This window comes from Paenibacillus sp. FSL R7-0198 (assembly GCF_038000415.1).
Classification (GTDB): domain Bacteria; phylum Bacillota; class Bacilli; order Paenibacillales; family Paenibacillaceae; genus Paenibacillus.
The window spans coordinates 4,360,329-4,378,434 of sequence record NZ_JBBOCB010000001.1 but is presented as its reverse complement, the minus strand read 5'-3'; the positions used below and the strand labels follow the sequence as shown (position 1 = coordinate 4,378,434).

The window sequence follows — 18,106 nt, the reverse complement described above, 5'->3', positions numbered from 1 at the left end:
CCTCCTCCAGTGAATTAATGAGATGTAATGGCGGAATCAATATCCCGCAGATGATGACGGCGTACCAGCAGTACCACGACACCAATCAGAACCATTAATGCGCCAAAATAAAACGGCGTTTCCGGCAGGAACCACTCGGACAATTTACCTGCAAGCCATGGAGCAAGTGCACCACCCAGGAAACGAACGAAGCTGTATGCAGCAGAAGCAACAGAACGCTCCACAGGTGCAGCTTCCATAACAGCCGTTGTAATTAACGTGTTGTTAATCCCAAGGAAAATCCCCGCTACAATGACCGCCACAATAACGGTAGTTGGTGAACCCATCACCGTACCTACTGCCATAACAACCAGATCAATCGCGAACAATGTAAGCATGACACTCATGGACGGAACCGATCCGAATCGGCGTTGTAATCTTGGTGCGACGAATACAGACGTAATCGCCAGCATCAGTCCCCAGCCAAAGAATACGTAACCCAGGCCGTGCTCATCCAGATTCATTACATAAGGTGAATAAGCCATCAAGGTAAAGAAACCAAAGTTATAAAGGAAGGCGGTAATCGCCAATGTTTTCAATGAAGGATAACTTAATGCTTTGAATGGATCGGACAAAGAACTTCGTGTTTTCGGTTTAGCCATTTTGGGCAGCATAAATGTAATGCTTATAAAGGCAATCGCCATCAGAACAGCCACCCCATAGAACGGGCCACGCCAAGAGATGGAACCCAGCTCACCACCAAGCAGCGGACCAACCGCAATCCCGAGACCAAGCGCTGCTTCGTACAAAATAATTGCCTTGGCTGTCCCCGACGTGGACAGTCCAACAATGGCAGATAACGCCGTTGCGATGAACAAGGCATTACCTAGTCCCCAACCGCCACGGTAACCAACCAGTGCACCTACGGTGTCTGAGGTACCGCCGAGGAACGAGAAGATAATAATCAGCAATATACCGCTGAGCAACGTCCACTTCACACCAATCCGGCTGGATACGACACCTGTAATCAGCATCGCTACCCCGGTTACAGCGTTATAACTGGTAAATAGCAGCGACACCTGGCTTTTCGAAGCATGCAGCTGATCTGCAATCGCGGGCAGGATCGGGTCAACCAGCCCCAGACCCATAAAGGATATGATACATGCAAAGGCAACCGCCCATACCGCTCGCGGTTGGGATAACAAGCCCCCACGTGATGACGGCAATTCGTCCGGTAATGATGGCTCTCTTTTCATACGTAATTCCTCCTGTGAATAATTTATGTGATGAAACTTTTATTTGAAAATGACTATGAAAATAATGAAAACATTCTATACATTTTCAGAATTAGAGGTAACAAAACGGCACAAATGACACCGAAACATCCGGTGTTTGTACAGGATCGCCACAGGTACTATGGTGCTCACTCCATGTAGCGATTATGTGTATACAGTTTTGTTTATTAAATATTAGATGCTAATTGGGTTAGCCGTCTTCATCACCCTGCGGATCATGTGCCTGTAACTTCTGAATACCGCTCCGAACGCGTTCACGCAGCTCTTCCAGTTCAGTCTTTACGGCATGTATGCTCTGAAGTTTCTGCTCAATCAGTTGCAGCTGACCATCCAGCGTTGTTTCCATCGTGGTGAGCTTCTCGATCCGTTCTCTCACTTCAATCGTCTGTTGGTAGTCAAAACGTTGTTCGTTCAAGGCATCTGCTGTTGCCACATAGGTATGTAACTCCTGAAGGGAGAATCCAAGTACCTCTTTGGCGCGAACCACCTTTTTCAGATAATCGATATCCTCCCGAGTGTACAATCGCGTCCCGCCATCTGTCCGCTGAGGTGAAGGCATGACACCAATCTCTTCATAATACCGAATGGTTCGCTTGGTCAAACCGCATTCCTTGGCTACGTCGTCGATTTTATATAAACTCATTTCCCTCACCTCTTCCATATGTCTGTAATGTTATGTACATAATTATATATAATTTTAACGTTAACGTCAACGTTAGATTTCAAACATAAAGCCTTAGCGAGTTCAACATCGCCTTCCATTCTCTATCTTCAACAAAAAAAGACCCGCTTCACACGCGAGTCTTCCTCTGTAAACTATTCATTCACTTTACCTTAAACGTTCTGCTCATTCTGTTGCTGTTGCTGTTGAGCACGTTGCATTTGCTTCAACCGGCCTTCAACTCTGGTAAATAGTCTGATCGTATAAAATCCTGTAGCAACCAGACTGAGCACCAAAGCTCGTACATCTGTAAGCCAGAAACCGATAATGCCGAATACCGTAATAATCACACCAAATTGCATCATCAGATTGGCGCTATAACTTTGCGCTTCGTCCCACAACTCGGGATTACTCATTGCACGCGGAGTTCGATAACCATATATTCCGTTAATCATTTTCGGTGGTTTTTTGAACACCATCAACCCCAGAATGAAATAACACACTCCAATGATGATCCCAACTATTGCTCCTGTCAAAACGTTCTCCCCTTCACTGTTGTCTTCCATGGACCTGCTTACACTGACACTCCGATGACAGAATAACCTGCCGATGTAGCTTCGCTTCTTCAGGTTATTTGTGTCCTCTCCGTTCTCGTGTAAATGTCTAGTTAGACTTATCTACATAAAAAATATAAAAACGGCTCTACGTATATACGAAGAGCCGCCTGGATCGTTTCGTAAACTTAGATATTCTTCACACGAAGTACACGCATGGCGTTCAGAACAGCCAGCACCGTGACACCGACATCCGAGAATACCGCTTCCCACATGGTAGCTATGCCGAACACACCGAGTAGCAGGAAGATCGCTTTAACCCCCAGAGCAAACGCGATATTTTGCCACACAATCATTCGTGTACGCTTTGCAATGCGTATTGCACTCGCTAGTTTCGACGGTTCATCGGTCATGATGACCACATCAGCGGCTTCAATCGCGGCATCTGAACCAAGTCCACCCATGGCCACGCCCACATCGGCGCGCGCCAGTACAGGTGTATCGTTGATTCCGTCACCGACAAACACCATTTTTTCCTTCGGAGATTTGGCAGCTTCCAGTTGCTCCAGTCGTTCGACTTTGTCCTGTGGCAGCAATTCAGCATAGACCTCATCCACACCCAGCTCACGTCCTACCGCTTCACCTACGGCTTTGGCATCTCCTGTCAGCATGACCGTTTTGCGGATGCCGAGCTTCTTCAGCGCCTGAATCGCAGCAGCTGCATCGTCCTTCACTTCATCGGCGATGATCAGATGACCAACATACTTGCCAGCTTCAGCCACGTGGACTATCGTTCCGGCCGTCTCTGGTGTGGTATAGGATATACCTGCCCGCTTCATTAATTTGGCGTTGCCTGCCAGCACTTCCTGACCATCCACACTCACCTTGATCCCGTGTCCGGCAACTTCATCATAACCTTCTACACCTTGCGTAGGAATAGCTTTGGCCCAAGCTGCGCGAATGGATTCGGCAATCGGATGATTGGAATTGGCTTCGGCAATGGCTGCCAGCTTCATCAATTCTTCTTCCGTGCGTCCGCCTACGGGACGAATGGCTGTTACTTTGAATACACCTTTGGTTAGTGTACCCGTTTTATCAAAAACAACAACTTTCACATCGTTCAACGCTTCAAGGTAGTTACTACCTTTGACAAGAATCCCGTTCCGTGAAGCTGCTCCAATACCACCAAAGAATCCAAGTGGAATAGAGACCACCAGCGCACAAGGGCATGAGATAACCAGGAAGACCAATGCACGGTAGATCCAGTCAGCAAATGTTGCACCACTAAGTATCAACGGCGGAACAAATGCAATCAAGGCCGCAAGGATAACAACAACCGGTGTGTAATAACGAGCAAATTTACTAATAAAATGCTCTGTTTTCGCTTTCCGACTGCTCGCGTTCTGCACCAGATCCAAAATCTTGGATACCGTTGATTCACCAAACGTTTTGGTCACTTCAATCGTCAACATACCATTTTTGTTCACAAATCCACTCAGTACATCACTTCCGGACTCCAGCTCACGAGGTACCGATTCCCCTGTCAGAGCAGAAGTGTCCACCATGGAACGTCCAGCTCTAACGATACCATCCAGCGGTACTCGCTCTCCTGCTTTCACGACAATACGATCACCAATCCGTACGTCTTCCGGAGATACACGACGGGTCTCGTCACCCGAACCCGTAAGGATATTCGCGTAGTCCGGGCGAATGTCCATCAGTGACTGAATCGACTTGCGTGACCGATTAACCGCCATGCCCTGAAACAGCTCCCCGAGCTGATAAAAGAGCATGACCGCTACCCCTTCGGGATATTCTCCAATCGCAAAGGCACCCAAGGTAGCGACGGACATCAGGAAGTATTCATCGAACACCTGACCGCGGATGATGTTTTTGGACGCCTGGAGCACGATGTCTCCCCCGGCAATCAGATAGGCGAGCGCATATAGCGTAAGCTGTGCCCAGCCCTCCAGCGGCGACCAGATCGCAGCTGCGAGCAGCACAGAACCTGCAGCAAGACGAGCAAGCAACACTTTTGTCTGTCCTGCACCATGTTCATGCGAGTGGCCTGCATGGGCATCATCATGGGTATGGCTGTGATCATGTCCAGCATGACTTCCGTGCTCATGCACATGACCATGTGCGTGGCCCTGCGAATGTCCATGATCATGAGTATGCGAGTGTTTGCCATGTGAATGTGAATGTCCATGATCATGTCCAGTATGGTCATGACTGTGGTTATTTGCACTACCTGCACTCCCTGTATGGGTGTGCACATGTCCGTTCACATGTTTTCCTTTTTCCGAAATGCGAATATGCGGCTCCAGCCGAAGCACTTTGCGTTTTGCTTCTTCCACTACCTGTTCATCCATGTCGGAAGTGGTGTGTAGCGATAATGTTTTGGTAACAAAATTGACAGAGCATTCGTTAATGCCCTTAATTTTTTTGACGCCATTCTCGATCTTTAATGCGCAGTTCGCACAATCCAGTCCATCAAGCAGCAGTTCCCTTTTCACCTGTTCCTGTCCGGTTCCCATGTGAATTCTCCCCTTTGCAGTACAAAAACGATGTTATATTTCAATTGTGTTCAATATATGAGCATTCATTCATATGTTTGGTTACCCCTATTATATGCACGCCTAAACATGAGTGTCAACAATCGTTGTTGATTTTTCATACAGATTATGCTAATAGTAATCATTTCGCTTTAGGCGGGTTTTGGATATAATAGAGCTATAGTTAAACTTTTGCATAAATCCGAACCAGTGAATTCCAATCACAACAATTAGATCGAAATGGTTTTATTCGTCTAGTTGTTGTACTTACCAAATGGTTAAATCGAATTATGCAAATGTTGAGTTAACATAGGTGGTGATAGGAAATGGAACAACCGGTTAAAGCACCAAGCGAATGTGATGCAGCCTGCTCAGGTACTGAAGCGGACGTGCAGACGATTCGCACTTCACTCATAGATCGGGAGACCTCTTCCGAGATGGCAGATTGGTTCAAAGCATTCAGCGACCCCACACGTCTACGTATTATTGATGCGCTGTTACAGAAGGAATTATGTGTTCATGACCTGACGGTTCTGCTCGACATGGGACAGTCGGCCATTTCACATCAGCTGCGTTCTCTCCGCAACATGCGGATCGTCAAGCGGCGCAAGGAAGGCAAGACGGTGTACTACTCTCTGGATGATACTCATATTGAGCAGATTTTCCTGCAAACGCTCCAGCATATTAAGCACAGCTAGGCAGCAGCCAAGCTTGTTCATGCAGAAGAACCCCCGCCTCTCGGCTATATACCGATAGACGGGGGTTCTTCTTGGTAAGGGCACCGTTTTATACAAAATACAAAGTGACTAAATCTTCAGATTAACTATCCATTGGAACTTGCCACTTTGGTTATAAAAGATTGTTCTTGTTTGGATCGTAAAGGCCCGATCTGTCCTTGAACCAGTTGAAGATATGCGATACACATACTTTCAGCACCGCGTATCCTGGAACAGCGAGCAGAATGCCCACGACTCCAAACAGATTACCCGAAGTCAGAATGACAAAGATAATCGTGATCGGATGGATTTTCAGCGTTTTACCCATGATCTGTGGTGAGATGAATTTACCTTCAATTAACTGTACGATCGTCCATACGGCAACCATTTTCAGCAGCATCACCGGGGAAGTGACGAGTGCCACGATCAATGCTGGTGTAATCGCAATTGCAGGTCCCAGATACGGAACAACACTTGTGAACGATGCGATAATTGCAAGAATCAGTGCATAATCCAGACCAATGACCATATAACCGATGTAGAGCAGAATACCGATGCAAAAGCTGACGATAATCTGTCCACGAATGAATGAACTGATCTGGTGATTGATATCTTCCAGCACATGCATTGCGCCCGTACGGCTCTTGATCGGCAGGAAAGACAGAATTTTCGCTGGCAGCTTCTTGCCGTCTTTTAGCAGATAGAACAGAATGAACGGAACCGTTACGATGGACAGCACGGTCTCCGTGAAAGCTCCGAGGAATCCACCCAATTTGGTCCAGGTCGAGTTCAGAATTTCAGTAGCCTTTTGGGAGATTGTTCCCCACCAGTCCTGCGAATTCAGATTCACCGTTTCCTGGAACTGACCGAACAATTTACTGCCCGTAAGCTCCTCAAACTGCTGTTTTACCGTCTCACTGTACGTTGGGAAATTTTCAATCAGCCCCACAATCTGGTTACGCACAACCGGAATGACCGCCAATACTACGACTGTCAGAATGCCTCCAATCGCAAGATACAGGATCAGAATGGACCAGCCGCGCTTGATTTTCCACCTCTCCATCACATCCACAATCGGATTCAGCAGATAGTAGAGTATGCCTGACAGAATAATAGGTAACACAATGGTTTTGATGAGTACTGCGAGCGGATGAAGAACAAAGGATACTTTGGTCAGAACCATGACATTCAGTCCCACCAACAGCAGAATTAGCAGAAATAGCACAAACTTGTTGTTAAGAAAAAATCGCTTGAACCGCTCCGGCCAAACGCGGGGTTGCTCAGGTTGCTCCATAGGCGTGTCGTCCTCTCTCATGTATCCTTAATTAAAAATTCAAACTGTAAATCTAGATAAACGCCCCTTACACACGAATAAAATAAAGTACCTTGTACAAGCCAACATATGTATAACACTCTGGATTTATACGTATGGTGCTGATTAACCGTTTCAAATTAAACCGGTAAAGTCATTTTACCCCAAAATGAGTCTTCTGCCCCACACGAAACATTTGCAAATTCTCCCTATTCAAAAACGGCCCGCCTCATTGGGAGACGAACCGTAAAATTGTATCTATAACTTACCTTTAAGCAGCTTTTATGCTGAAAAATTTAAGATCAGGCTTTTCCCGCCAATTGTGCGATTAACTCATAGGAATGCAGACGTGCCTTATGATCATAGATCATCGACGTAATAATCAGCTCATCTGCCTGCGTCTGCCGAATGAAGGATCCCAACTGTCCACGTACGGTTTCTGGCGAACCATTAACAGCTGCCTTCAGCGTCTGCTCCACACCAGCTTTCTCACGATCCGTCCATTTGCCTTCCATCTCTGCCGGAGGCTGTACCAATCCCGTTGTGCCGCGAATAATGTTTAGGAACTGCTGTTGCATCGTTGTACCCAGCCATGCGGCTTCCTCGTCTGTATCTGCAACAACAGCGTTAACACCAACAATCACATGTGGCTCCTTCAAGCTATCAGATGGTTGGAAATTATTTCGATACGTCTCTAGTGCAATCCGGGTGTAATCGGGCGAGAAGTGGCTGGCAAAAGCAAACGGCAATCCCAGCTGACCTGCCAGACGTGCACTGAAATCACTGGACCCCAAGAGATAAATTGGAATATTCAATCCTTCTCCAGGAACTGCGCGAACAGGCGCATGATAAGATGTCGCCGAAGCATCAAAGTATGCTCTAAGTTCTGCCAAAAGCTCAGGGAAATCTTCCCCACTGTTCAGATCTTTGCGTAGTGCAAGCGATGTACGGCGGTCACTACCTGGTGCGCGACCCAGTCCCAGGTCAATTCTGCCAGGATACAAGGATTCCAGTGTGCCGAACTGCTCAGCGATGACAAGCGGTGCATGGTTAGGTAACATGATGCCTCCTGAACCCAGACGAATCGTTTTGGTTCCACCAGCCAGATATCCAATAACGACCGAAGTTGCGGAAGAAGCAATACCCGGCATGTTGTGATGTTCAGCTACCCAGTAACGGTGATATCCCCAACGCTCAGCATGCTGTGCCAGATCCAGGCTGTTGCGCAAAGCATCAGCAGGTGTTGCACCCACTACAACAGGAGCCAAATCCAGGATGGAAAGCTTAACGTCATTAATATGTTCTTTATGGGATGAAGCTGTATTTTCTGTAGTCATTATCGTTTAATCTCCTCGATGATTATATTTTTGTATATCCAGATATATAGATTAATTAAATCACAACTGAATATGGTGATGTGATGATAAAACTAGCCGTTTACATCCGGACGGAATCCCTGCCTGCATGTGCATCCTAGCTTCCGTTCCGGCATCCGGCTTATAACTCGTTCTGCACGTACTCGGCAAACTGACGAATCGTCTCTTCGTTGCGCCGATAATACGTCCATTGTCCTCTTCGCTCGGAGAGCAGCAACCCTGCCTTGAGCATGGTCAGCAGATAACTGGATATAACCGACTGAGCCAGTCCAGCCTTCACTTGAATCGTGCCAACACAGATTCCGTTCTTGCCACCATCCGGATGCTGAGATAGTTCCAGCGGTGGAAAGTGTTGCTCCGGGTTTTTGAGCCACAACAAGATTTGTCTACGTGTCTCGTTCGATAATGCTTTGAATATAAGTATAGGTTCCATGGGTACGATTATACCCCCTTTCAACCATTTTGCAAACACATGAACAAACAAACCGACTCATGATCGAGTCGGTCTGGTATCATATGGAATCCGTATTTGGAATCAACATCCATATTAGAATTTGGTTGTAACCGTTTGTTTAACCTGATCCAACATGGCTTGATATGCGGGTGCATCCAGGTATCCAATACTTCCAAAGAGCAGATGATCTACGGCTTCAATGCCTACAAAATCGAAGATACCTACGTCTGAGGTAACTTTCAACCCAGCAGTCATACCAATCTGATCATAAATTTCACTTGGTGTACCATGTGTGTTGATGATGAGTCCTTTTTTGCCTGTCAGCAATTTCTCGATTCCCGCTTCACCCGCTGCATACGCAAAACCATAGGCGAATACACGGTCAACATATCCTTTGATAATGGCAGGAAGACCTGTCCACCAGATCGGATAGATGAATGTAATGGCTTCTGCATCTGTAACAAACTGTTGCTCTGTAGCGATATCCTGTGGTGTCTGTCCTGCTCGCATGGAAGCTGTATCGGCTTCAGTCAGTACGGGTTGGAATCCAAGCTTATACAAGTCACGAACTACCACTTCATGGCCTTGAGCTTCGAGAGCTTCTACAGCAGTATTGAGGATTGCGTTATTAAGGCTGTCTGTGTGCGGGTGAGCATATACGATAAGATGTTTCATAGTGTGAATCCCTCCAGGTTTGGTTTGAGTTAGCTTGCGAAAATGGGGTTACATTGATACGTTCCACATACATAGATATCTATGTATGTGGTTAAAAAAATATTCGGGCTCCTCTGCCTCCACCCATTCAAATCTGGAAGGGTTGCAGACAGAAGAGTTCATTAATTATAACTTTCGGACAATAATGGATAGCAAACTCTCCAATTGCTCTGACTGTTCATCGGACAAGCCACTATAGATGATGTCATTAATCTGCTCTGATACCTGATGAAAGATCGGTTCGAGTCGCTTCCCCTGTTCGGTTAGGCGAATCATCGTCACTCGGCTATCTTCGGCACTCTTGCTGCGTTCAACATAGCCAAGCTTCTCTAGCTTGTTGACCAGTACCGTTACCGTTGGTTGCGTGCGTTGAACACGTTCAGCCAACATCTTGATCGACAGCGTCTCTTCCCGGTACAAGAACATCAATACATCCCCATGAGAAGGAACAATCCCTGTTACCTCATGCTGTTCCAATTCGTGTACAATCCGTTTGTTGACATGGTCCCTGATTCTTGCAATCAGTGCAATTGCGTTGTATTTTAGCATGACCTCATTATACATAGACATCTATGTATTTTCAAGTTCTTTTTTATAAAAAGAAAAACAGCCCTTTCCACCCTTTTCTAGCATGTGGAAAATATCGGGCTGTTTCGAGTATGCTTTGATCCTGATCTATAATGTGAGATCTTAGATCATCATTTTTGGATTCAAGTTGAATCCATGCTGAATTCAGTTAATCCATTGCGTGATTTTCTCAACGGATTGTCGGGACTTCTCACGCTGGGGCTCCTCTACCCGATAACCGAAGGCTGCCATCATAGAGACGCCCCATGCGCCATTTTCCAGCAAGCCTTCTTCTTCCATAATACGGTGTACGTCCTCACGGCTGAAACCTTCGATTGGACAAGAATCAATCTCGATCTGAGCTGCCGCCGTCATCATGTTGCCAAGTGCAATATAAGTCTGTTTAGATGCCCAGTCAAATAATGATCGTGGATTATCCAGAATTTTCTGGTTATTTTGGAACTTTCCATAAGCCTCACTTGTTAGCTCAAATACGTTATTTGGCATTCCCTTTGTTTCCTTCAACATGTACTCCGCATAAGGAGAATTATAACTGGCATCTGATCGGGCCAAAATAACAACAAAATGGCTTGCTGTAGCCAATTGCTTTTGAGCGCCGGAAGAGACTTCGGACAGACGCTTACGCAGGTTCGGATTTTGTACAATCAGAAACTTCCACGGTTCAAGGCCAATGGAACTTGGAGATAATCTGCCTGTTTCCAATATAAATTGGAAATCCTCATCCGAGATTTTGCGGGTATCGTCAAATATCTTTGTTGCATGCCGGAAATGATATGCCTTTAAGATGTCTTCCTTTGTCTTTGACTTTGCTGTAACTTCCATGAAACTCCACGTCCTTTTTATAGATTTTTTATGTTGAACAATAATGTTTAAGTGGTTTCATCTCAAGTATTAGTTTAGGTCCTATGCATATAAATTAAAAGTACGCACATTATTGTTTCTTGGTTTATAAAAGTAAGTATTGGAGAAATACAGCGATAATCCACCAGGACGCTTACATGGTCCTAGTAGATTATCTATGACTCTTTTCCTTTTAAATCTTGAAATCTTGAACCAGCTTATCCAGATTTAATGCACTATCCTTGACTTGATCAGATTGTTTAACTACTTCCACAGATTGCGCAGCAGAGGCGACCATATGTCCTGCGATTTCCTGACTGGATGCGGCGGATTGTTCACTGGCTGATGCAATCTCGTGAATGGAGCCCACTAGTATTTTGATATTCGCAGTCACTTGTTGTGAGGTTGCATTGAGATCTTTAACTGCATTGGCATGATCAAGGGAATCGACATAATACTGTTCAGCTGTATCCTCCAATAATTTATAATCTTTGCCAACCTGATTGAACATAAAGGATAGCAACTCTTTGGCATTCGAGGACAGATTGGTTACAGACTGCATAACCTCTTCCGTGACTTGCTGAATCTGATCAGCAGCCTGTCTGGAATCATCAGCCAACTTTCGAATCTCGCTTGCAACAACCGCAAAACCTCTGCCTGCTTCTCCAGCCCTTGCAGCTTCAATGGATGCATTGAGTGCAAGCAGATTGGTCTGTGCCGTAACATCCAAAATAGACTGAGATAATATACCAATCTGATCTACAGCTGTTGCACGTTCCAGCGCTTCTGACATCTTCTTACTCGTATGATCATACATGTCTATGGCTGCTCGACTAGATTCGCGGGCTTCCTGCTTCAACTTTCCAGCCTTCGTGCTGGTCACATAGGCGGACTCTGCTTGTTTAGATGTCCGTTCCGATATATATTCAGCTGCTTGTTGCATCTCATTAGCTGAATGATTCATATTTTCCGTATGGGCTGAAGCCTCTTCCATTGCAGCAGAGAGTTCTTCAACTGTAGCTGATACTTCACGAATTCGTTCATTCAGACCAGCCATGTTCTGGTTGGTAAGATCGCTAACCTGGTTGATATGATGAGATTCCTGAATTACACCACGAATGACGTTTGTTGTGGAATCAGTCATTGTACGAATAGCTCGTGCGATGACACTTATCTCATTATTTCCCTGTGTTAGATGCGGGTCTAAGGATGCCGTTAAGTTACCTTGCGTTATTTCTTCACAATAACGGGTGATTGCTTTCATTCGTTGACGTATACTGCGAATCATTACAAATGAAATAAGAATGAGTGCTGCAAGTGAAAGCAAAAGTACCGAACCGAGCACCAAGGCTCGCTGCTGAATCACTTCCTGTGTATCCGCATAGAGCTTGGCTGACTCTTCTTCGTTATGCGCACTCAAAAGGGTGATCGTCTCCACAATCGCTGTACTGCTTTTGTTAATTCTTCCTCTTTCTTCACTATCGTAGGTGCCCGACATCTTTTTGGTATCCATGATTTGCTCAATATCCTGATAATATGTATCCATCTTTGCTACCAAATCTGCAAATATCTCTTTTTCTTTGGTATCCAATGTTCTTGCTGAAAATTCATTCAAGCCATCTGTGATACTCTTCTTACCTTTCTGAACCTGATCGTACTGTTTGTCGGTATACTCTGCATTATCAAGAACCTTTGTATAATTGGCACGCATATTATAGAAATTACTTTTCAATTCAAGAACATTGGTTTGATGCTGAAAGCGGTCATTGTAGAGGATACCTTGTCCCATTTTTGCTTCGTTCATTCCGAAAATCCCAATCAGAAAGACAGTAAACAAGCCGATTAGACTAATTACAGTCATGATGATCATCGTTGTTGTTAATTTTATATTTTTGAGTTTATTTCCTTTCTTATATTTTGACTTAGACTGAATTGACATGAGTATTCCCCCGCTTATGTAGTTGATATCCATATATATCTTATATATTTATCGTATGTATACATACTGTTTGTTAGCATTTCAGGAAAATCGACTTTATTCTTTTAATGAGAAAAGTAATGGGAGACAGCAGAAAAGCCGCCAGGATATAATCCAGCGGCTTTTCTGTGAATATGAAACGATATCTGTGCGACCTATAGTTGCTCCATCCATTCATTCTCAGAAATGACGGTATATCCTTCTTGTCGCAGCAATGCTGAGGTGACACCTTCTCCAGTTACCTTGTGATTGGCAAAATTCCCATCATAGATCATCTGTGTACCACAGGACGGACTGAACTCCTTCAATACCACACACGATACATTCAATTCTCGCGCCCATTCGAGCGTCTGATAGGCTCCCTTAATATACAGCTCTGTGACGTCCTTGCCACTTTTCTCGATCACTTTTGCAGTGCCTGCCAGTACGTCCTTACCCGTGCCACCAATAATTTCAGCCGGTTCCCGTGGAGTGGAGAATCCGCCAAGCAGCTCCGGACATACCATCTTAGCCTGCCCCTGCTCCACAAGCTCCTGAATCTTCTCATCCAGGCTCGCTGTTCCATTGTAACGGCAAGCTACCCCTGCCAGACATGAACTCACCAAATATTTCATCGTTATCTCCTTATACCCATTCCATCTGTGAAGTAAATTGTAACATATAAGGTCAGCCCTATAACTCGCCTCTGGTGATCATCTTGATCCGTCCATCTTCCCTATATTCAACCTGAAAAACATCCTTGCTCGACTCCAGTTCAAATGTGACCATGCCTGGATGGTCAGGATTACGGTGAAGTTTATACGCTTGAAGATCTATTTTAAATATTTTATTAATTATAGGTTCTACTTCTCCTCTAAGAAGAGACTCCTGTATGTTATATAATTCCTGATAATAAGTCTCTATTTCTTCCCAGTCTGCAAAGTCTTGCTCATAGTGATTAGCATCCCCAACCGTATAACCCAAGCCCGCTTTTCCTTCGGTCATCTGGACAAAGTAGTTATCTTTAAAGGAAAAGGAGACTGTATCCTTGCCGAGTTCATCATCTTTGCTTCGGCTTGCTCTTACCAGATCAAGATTGGCTTTACCAGACAGAGCCTCAATCGCGTTTCTGGCATCCGCCAGCGCCACCTGGGATACCTGATCAGGACTAAGGTCGCCTGTGATCGATACAGCCTCGTCCTGTTGCCATACAATCTCCCCATAACCATCGCCAGTCTCATTTTCTAACCATAATGTCGTATGTGATATCGGCTCCAATTCCCCTTGCTTCATACTTACAAAACGTTGGACTGATGCAGGTTTAAGCGTTGGAGTACTGCCTATACTTTGCAAAAGCGATGGAACTTGACGCAGATAACGATGCTCCAACTCGCTTGGCTGCATTTCACGTCTCATTCCTACTTCACGCAGATTGCCTGTTGCCGCATCGAGCCATATCTGCGCGTACTCCTTCTCACTTTCTTTTCCAGCCTCTACATATATTCTGCCGGACACAGGCAAGTCTTCCACTTTTGTGACCCGCAGCTGCTTACCCAGATCGTCTCGCATCGTAGTCGCAACATTTCTTTTCATTTTGTCGGTTAGCAGATTCGTGTTCAAATCATCGGATAACTGTAACGCTGCTGTCGGATAGACCTGCTCGATTACGGGTTTCACCAGCTGTCCATCATCCCAGATCCATAGGAACAATCCCGCAGCAATAACCAATGCACCCATACCTGCAACAAGAGGCCCTCTTCTAGTGCGACGTTTGTGTGAAGCGTTGACTACTTGCTGTCTAAACGGCCTGGATGACCTGGAACTGTCCTCTGACCTATCTCCCTTGCTTCCCTCTTCCGACTTCTTCCTCCACTCCACCTGTTGAAGCACATTCCGCTTGTGATCCTCTGTAAAAGGAGACGACGCAAACGGTCCCTTCCGGATCTCCTTTTCCCATTGCTCATCCTTGTGTCTCATTCGCTTCGCTCCTCCCATTGTTTCCGTACCTTATCCTTACCTCGGGATAGTCTGGACTTTACTGTGCCTAAGCTGATTTTCAACATCTCAGCAATCTCACTCGTCGTAAGCTCATATTTCAGATTCAGTAAAAGAATCTCCCGGAACTTCTTTGGCAACGCCAGAACAATATCCCAGATTTCATGGATATGCTCCTTACGCATCACTTCCATCTCGGCCGAAGGATGTGCAGGCTGCTCTGCAATCATGACTCTTTGGCCCGAACCCCCACGCTCTGTCTCAATGGGTAACGTCTCTCCCCACAGACTGCTACGAAAGAATCTGGATTTTCGATATGTAAAAGTCGTGTTTCTAGTAATCGTCAACAGCCATGTTTTCAGTGAGCAATCTCCACGATAATGAGCGATCCCCGAGTACGCTCGAATAAATACCTCCTGCGACAATTCATCTGCCTGTTCGGCACTTTTTGTCAGAAAATAAGCGTAATTCCACACGTCATTTCCGTAGTCATCCATTATGCTGCTAAGTGTGTAATTGTCTATGGTCTGAGCCTGTGCCAGTAATTGATCATCCAACTGTTGTTCACCTCACTTAATATGACTGAGTCTACTGTGGTTTGGTTCCCTGTTCTGGACATTATTTCTTATTATTGTAGCAAAATAAAAAAACAGCATGTTCAACATCTCTGAACACGCTGATTCCTTCAAGTTTGCTTAGTTAGAAATCTCTATCAGAAAGCTTTTATGCGAACGCTCCACTTCCTCAGTTTCTTTCTGCCCTCTAGTCTAACGAATCACTTTCTACATCATACTTTAACCGCAGCAATCATCAGAAACATCGGTCTCCGATTCTCGTCTCGCATGCCAGGAACCTGTTCAATCATATCCGGTGATGGTTTGGATTCAGCCACCTTTTGAATGGCAAACCCGGCCTTAATGAGTTCATTCATATGTGTTGCCAGTGTACGATGATATTTAACCACATCCTGATTCAAAAAGTTCGCCACACGTTTCCCTTCATCGTGGTAATCATCCACGGGCCAGTGCAGGATCTCACCTTCGGGTCCGTAATGCCAATCCTGCGCAGCACGAGCGGTGAAGATGGGATGTTCGGAAGATAGTACAAGTGTGCCCCCTTCTACGAGACAATCATTGATCTTAGCATACACCGTGTCTAACCGCTCAATATAATGCAAGGCAAGTGAACTAATGACAACATCAAATTGTCCAGCTGCAAAATCAATATCTTCAATCGCCAGCTGCTTGTACTCGATCTGCCGATCGTCCGTCATTTCACGAGCACGCTGAAGCATATTTTCAGACAGATCTACACCGATCACTGAACTCGCTTGTTGCTCTCGCGCATACCGGCAGTGCCAACCAAAACCACATCCCAAATCCAGCACACGTTTGTCTTTCAACTCAGGCAAAAGGGTCTGCAATTCATGCCATTCCCCAGCTGCATCCAGCCCTTGAACAGAACGAGCCATCTTAATGTAGTTATCAAAAAACTCAACTTCATCGTATTTATTTTGTTTCATTAAGCGATTCCTCCCGCCTTATAAATATCCACCTACTCTACCACATAAACGATATTTAAACGCAAAAGTTGCCAAGAGAATTCAAGCCGTGTTATCATACAGAACGAACGTTCAGTATTATTTAATACAGAATGAACATTCAGTTTATTAACGGAGGTTAATATGAATACGAAATGGACGCATCCACTGGAAGGGCAATCTGTAGGTAAAGCTTTTATAAGCTACCTCGTGCCTTCTGTATTGGGGATGCTGGTAGTTGCTTTTAATTTTATTATCGACGGCATTATGGTTGGACACAAACTGGGCTCTACCGCGATGGCCGGGATCGGCATTGCCTCTCCTGTCTACACGCTTTTTGTTGCCATGTCACTGTGGATTGGTATGGGCGGGGCAACCTTGTACTCCAACGCGATGGGTAGAAAAGATATCACATCAGCCAAACAAATTTTCACCAAATCTATTATGCTCATTATGTTAGTTACGATAGCCATTGGATATACTGCATTTACGTTCAAAGACAAGCTGGTATACTCCCTCGGTGCTAACGCCGAGACCTTCCCGTTTGCTTCGGACTATATGAATATCATGTTACTGTTCGGGTTTGTTTTCACCATTGAGAATGCACTCTCTGTCTTTGTACGAAACGATGGGAATCCCAACACATCAATGTACGCTCAGATTACGTTTGCTGTGGCCAATATCATCATCAATTATGTAACATTGTATGTACTCGAATGGGGTGTACGCGGTGTGGCCCTCGGTACAATTGTATCGGCGTCTCTTGCGCTACTTGTTCTGTTCACTCACTTTTTCAAAAAAACAAATAATCTCACGTTTACCCGGTTCAAATGGAACAACAAACTGCTGGCTTCCCTTCTACTCATTGGTTTCCCCAGCTTTCTGGCTGAACTTGGCATGTCGGTCTTCTCAGTCTCCCATAACATCTCGATGGACCGCATTGCGGGTACGGATGGCGTAGCATCCTTTACCGTGTTGAACTATATTCATGGTGTTGTATTGTTGGCTTTCCTGGGTCTTGCATCCGCTGCCCAACCTCTGATCAGCTATTACCACGGTGCCAATCAGATTAAACGGGTACAACAAACGATACGTTTAGCCACTAAAACAGCTCTGGCATGCGGATTATTGTTACTGATTGTTGTTCAGATCGGTGCACCTTATTTCGTGCAAATCTTTGGAAACTTCAGCAGCGGCGTAACGGATAATGCCATTTACGGATTACGTATATTTACATTTGCCTATGTGTTTATGGGTGTTAACTTTGTCATGAGTACCTATTTCCAATCTGTAGGTAATGCCAAAATGGCCATCTGGATTACAGCTGCGCGTGAAATGATTATCATGATAGCGTTGATTGCGATTCTGCCTTCATTCTTTGGTGTCACGGGTGTATGGCTTGCCGTACCGCTATCCGAAATGCTGGTTCTTGCAACCATAGCCCTGTACTATAGAAAACGATCCCTTACGGATCGAATACACGCGTTGCAGTCTGAATAACGGTAACAGATAATATAGCGGCATCAGATAGAAGATACATGATACGAAGGTAGCATGTAGGTAGACCTCA

Annotated in this window: 17 protein-coding genes; 2 read left to right on the top strand and 15 right to left on the bottom strand. The window is 45.2% G+C overall.

What is annotated here, in order from left to right:
• Positions 1 to 14: 14 nt before the first annotated feature.
• The 4 genes from MKY87_RS19080 to MKY87_RS19065 form a co-directional block, all read right to left on the bottom strand.
• Positions 15 to 1,235 carry an MFS transporter gene (locus tag MKY87_RS19080; protein WP_062837652.1) on the bottom strand — a complete coding sequence of 407 codons (1,221 nt, stop codon included), beginning with the start codon at positions 1,233 to 1,235 and terminating at the stop codon, positions 15 to 17.
• A gap of 229 nt (positions 1,236 to 1,464) precedes the next feature.
• Entirely contained in the window at positions 1,465 to 1,917 is a 453-nt protein-coding gene (locus MKY87_RS19075) for a MerR family transcriptional regulator (protein ID WP_340965723.1), read from the bottom strand.
• A 191-nt stretch (positions 1,918 to 2,108) separates the two neighbouring features.
• Positions 2,109 to 2,471 carry an SdpI family protein gene (locus MKY87_RS19070; RefSeq protein WP_340965721.1) on the bottom strand — a complete coding sequence of 121 codons (363 nt, stop codon included), beginning with the start codon at positions 2,469 to 2,471 and terminating at the stop codon, positions 2,109 to 2,111.
• 206 nt (positions 2,472 to 2,677) lie between these two features.
• Positions 2,678 to 5,026, bottom strand: a complete 2,349-nt coding sequence (locus MKY87_RS19065) for a heavy metal translocating P-type ATPase (RefSeq protein WP_340965719.1) — start codon at positions 5,024 to 5,026, stop codon at positions 2,678 to 2,680.
• A 344-nt stretch (positions 5,027 to 5,370) separates the two neighbouring features.
• On the opposite strand from MKY87_RS19065, the gene MKY87_RS19060 reads away from it, so the two are divergent.
• A complete protein-coding gene (locus MKY87_RS19060) occupies positions 5,371 to 5,742 on the top strand; it encodes an ArsR/SmtB family transcription factor (protein WP_100526808.1) in 372 nt (123 codons plus the stop codon).
• Between the two features lie 151 nt (positions 5,743 to 5,893).
• Here the strand turns inward: MKY87_RS19060 and MKY87_RS19055 are convergent, their stop codons facing one another.
• The 11 genes from MKY87_RS19055 to MKY87_RS19005 all read right to left on the bottom strand — a co-directional run bounded on the left by MKY87_RS19055 (position 5,894) and on the right by MKY87_RS19005 (position 16,518).
• On the bottom strand, positions 5,894 to 7,054 hold the full coding sequence (locus MKY87_RS19055) for an AI-2E family transporter (RefSeq protein WP_036614215.1): 1,161 nt from the start codon (positions 7,052 to 7,054) through the stop codon (positions 5,894 to 5,896).
• Positions 7,055 to 7,374: 320 nt separating this feature from the next.
• On the bottom strand, positions 7,375 to 8,409 hold the full coding sequence (locus tag MKY87_RS19050; RefSeq protein ID WP_340965718.1) for an LLM class flavin-dependent oxidoreductase: 1,035 nt from the start codon (positions 8,407 to 8,409) through the stop codon (positions 7,375 to 7,377).
• Between the two features lie 160 nt (positions 8,410 to 8,569).
• Positions 8,570 to 8,881 carry an ArsR/SmtB family transcription factor gene (locus MKY87_RS19045; RefSeq protein WP_036668255.1) on the bottom strand — a complete coding sequence of 104 codons (312 nt, stop codon included), beginning with the start codon at positions 8,879 to 8,881 and terminating at the stop codon, positions 8,570 to 8,572.
• Positions 8,882 to 8,995: 114 nt separating this feature from the next.
• Complete coding sequence (locus MKY87_RS19040) at positions 8,996 to 9,577, bottom strand: NAD(P)H-dependent oxidoreductase (RefSeq protein WP_340965717.1); 582 nt, start codon at positions 9,575 to 9,577, stop codon at positions 8,996 to 8,998.
• A 165-nt stretch (positions 9,578 to 9,742) separates the two neighbouring features.
• Positions 9,743 to 10,165, bottom strand: coding sequence for a MarR family winged helix-turn-helix transcriptional regulator (locus MKY87_RS19035; RefSeq protein WP_340965716.1), 423 nt, complete (start codon positions 10,163 to 10,165; stop codon positions 9,743 to 9,745).
• 183 nt (positions 10,166 to 10,348) lie between these two features.
• Complete coding sequence (locus tag MKY87_RS19030) at positions 10,349 to 11,026, bottom strand: NAD(P)H-dependent oxidoreductase (protein ID WP_249913872.1); 678 nt, start codon at positions 11,024 to 11,026, stop codon at positions 10,349 to 10,351.
• A gap of 211 nt (positions 11,027 to 11,237) precedes the next feature.
• Complete coding sequence (locus MKY87_RS19025) at positions 11,238 to 12,983, bottom strand: methyl-accepting chemotaxis protein (protein WP_340965715.1); 1,746 nt, start codon at positions 12,981 to 12,983, stop codon at positions 11,238 to 11,240.
• A gap of 194 nt (positions 12,984 to 13,177) precedes the next feature.
• On the bottom strand, positions 13,178 to 13,636 hold the full coding sequence (locus tag MKY87_RS19020) for a DUF523 domain-containing protein (RefSeq protein WP_340965714.1): 459 nt from the start codon (positions 13,634 to 13,636) through the stop codon (positions 13,178 to 13,180).
• Positions 13,637 to 13,694: 58 nt separating this feature from the next.
• The gene (locus MKY87_RS19015; RefSeq protein WP_340965713.1) at positions 13,695 to 14,978 is read right to left on the bottom strand and encodes a hypothetical protein; all 1,284 of its coding nucleotides are present in this window, start codon (positions 14,976 to 14,978) and stop codon (positions 13,695 to 13,697) included.
• Positions 14,975 to 15,553, bottom strand: coding sequence for an RNA polymerase sigma factor (locus MKY87_RS19010; protein ID WP_289391060.1), 579 nt, complete (start codon positions 15,551 to 15,553; stop codon positions 14,975 to 14,977). Before MKY87_RS19010 ends, MKY87_RS19015 begins: the two co-directional genes overlap by 4 nt.
• 230 nt (positions 15,554 to 15,783) lie before the next feature.
• On the bottom strand, positions 15,784 to 16,518 hold the full coding sequence (locus MKY87_RS19005) for a class I SAM-dependent methyltransferase (protein WP_340965712.1): 735 nt from the start codon (positions 16,516 to 16,518) through the stop codon (positions 15,784 to 15,786).
• 162 nt (positions 16,519 to 16,680) lie between these two features.
• On the opposite strand from MKY87_RS19005, the gene MKY87_RS19000 reads away from it, so the two are divergent.
• Positions 16,681 to 18,036, top strand: coding sequence for an MATE family efflux transporter (locus MKY87_RS19000; RefSeq protein WP_340965710.1), 1,356 nt, complete (start codon positions 16,681 to 16,683; stop codon positions 18,034 to 18,036).
• Positions 18,037 to 18,106: the final 70 nt, after the last annotated feature.

Excerpts from the sequence above, each read along its gene's own strand:
- MKY87_RS19035 (WP_340965716.1), bottom strand. The coding sequence starts at position 10,165 with ATGCTAAAATACAACGCAATTGCACTGATTGCAAGAATCAGGGACCAT.
- MKY87_RS19055 (WP_036614215.1), bottom strand. The coding sequence starts at position 7,054 with ATGGAGCAACCTGAGCAACCCCGCGTTTGGCCGGAGCGGTTCAAGCGA.
- MKY87_RS19045 (WP_036668255.1), bottom strand. The coding sequence starts at position 8,881 with ATGGAACCTATACTTATATTCAAAGCATTATCGAACGAGACACGTAGA.
- MKY87_RS19025 (WP_340965715.1), bottom strand. The coding sequence starts at position 12,983 with ATGTCAATTCAGTCTAAGTCAAAATATAAGAAAGGAAATAAACTCAAA.
- MKY87_RS19005 (WP_340965712.1), bottom strand. The coding sequence starts at position 16,518 with ATGAAACAAAATAAATACGATGAAGTTGAGTTTTTTGATAACTACATT.
- MKY87_RS19080 (WP_062837652.1), bottom strand. The coding sequence starts at position 1,235 with ATGAAAAGAGAGCCATCATTACCGGACGAATTGCCGTCATCACGTGGG.
- MKY87_RS19050 (WP_340965718.1), bottom strand. The coding sequence starts at position 8,409 with ATGACTACAGAAAATACAGCTTCATCCCATAAAGAACATATTAATGAC.
- MKY87_RS19075 (WP_340965723.1), bottom strand. The coding sequence starts at position 1,917 with ATGAGTTTATATAAAATCGACGACGTAGCCAAGGAATGCGGTTTGACC.
- MKY87_RS19030 (WP_249913872.1), bottom strand. The coding sequence starts at position 11,026 with ATGGAAGTTACAGCAAAGTCAAAGACAAAGGAAGACATCTTAAAGGCA.
- MKY87_RS19040 (WP_340965717.1), bottom strand. The coding sequence starts at position 9,577 with ATGAAACATCTTATCGTATATGCTCACCCGCACACAGACAGCCTTAAT.
- MKY87_RS19060 (WP_100526808.1), top strand. The coding sequence starts at position 5,371 with ATGGAACAACCGGTTAAAGCACCAAGCGAATGTGATGCAGCCTGCTCA.
- MKY87_RS19015 (WP_340965713.1), bottom strand. The coding sequence starts at position 14,978 with ATGAGACACAAGGATGAGCAATGGGAAAAGGAGATCCGGAAGGGACCG.
- MKY87_RS19000 (WP_340965710.1), top strand. The coding sequence starts at position 16,681 with ATGAATACGAAATGGACGCATCCACTGGAAGGGCAATCTGTAGGTAAA.
- MKY87_RS19020 (WP_340965714.1), bottom strand. The coding sequence starts at position 13,636 with ATGAAATATTTGGTGAGTTCATGTCTGGCAGGGGTAGCTTGCCGTTAC.
- MKY87_RS19065 (WP_340965719.1), bottom strand. The coding sequence starts at position 5,026 with ATGGGAACCGGACAGGAACAGGTGAAAAGGGAACTGCTGCTTGATGGA.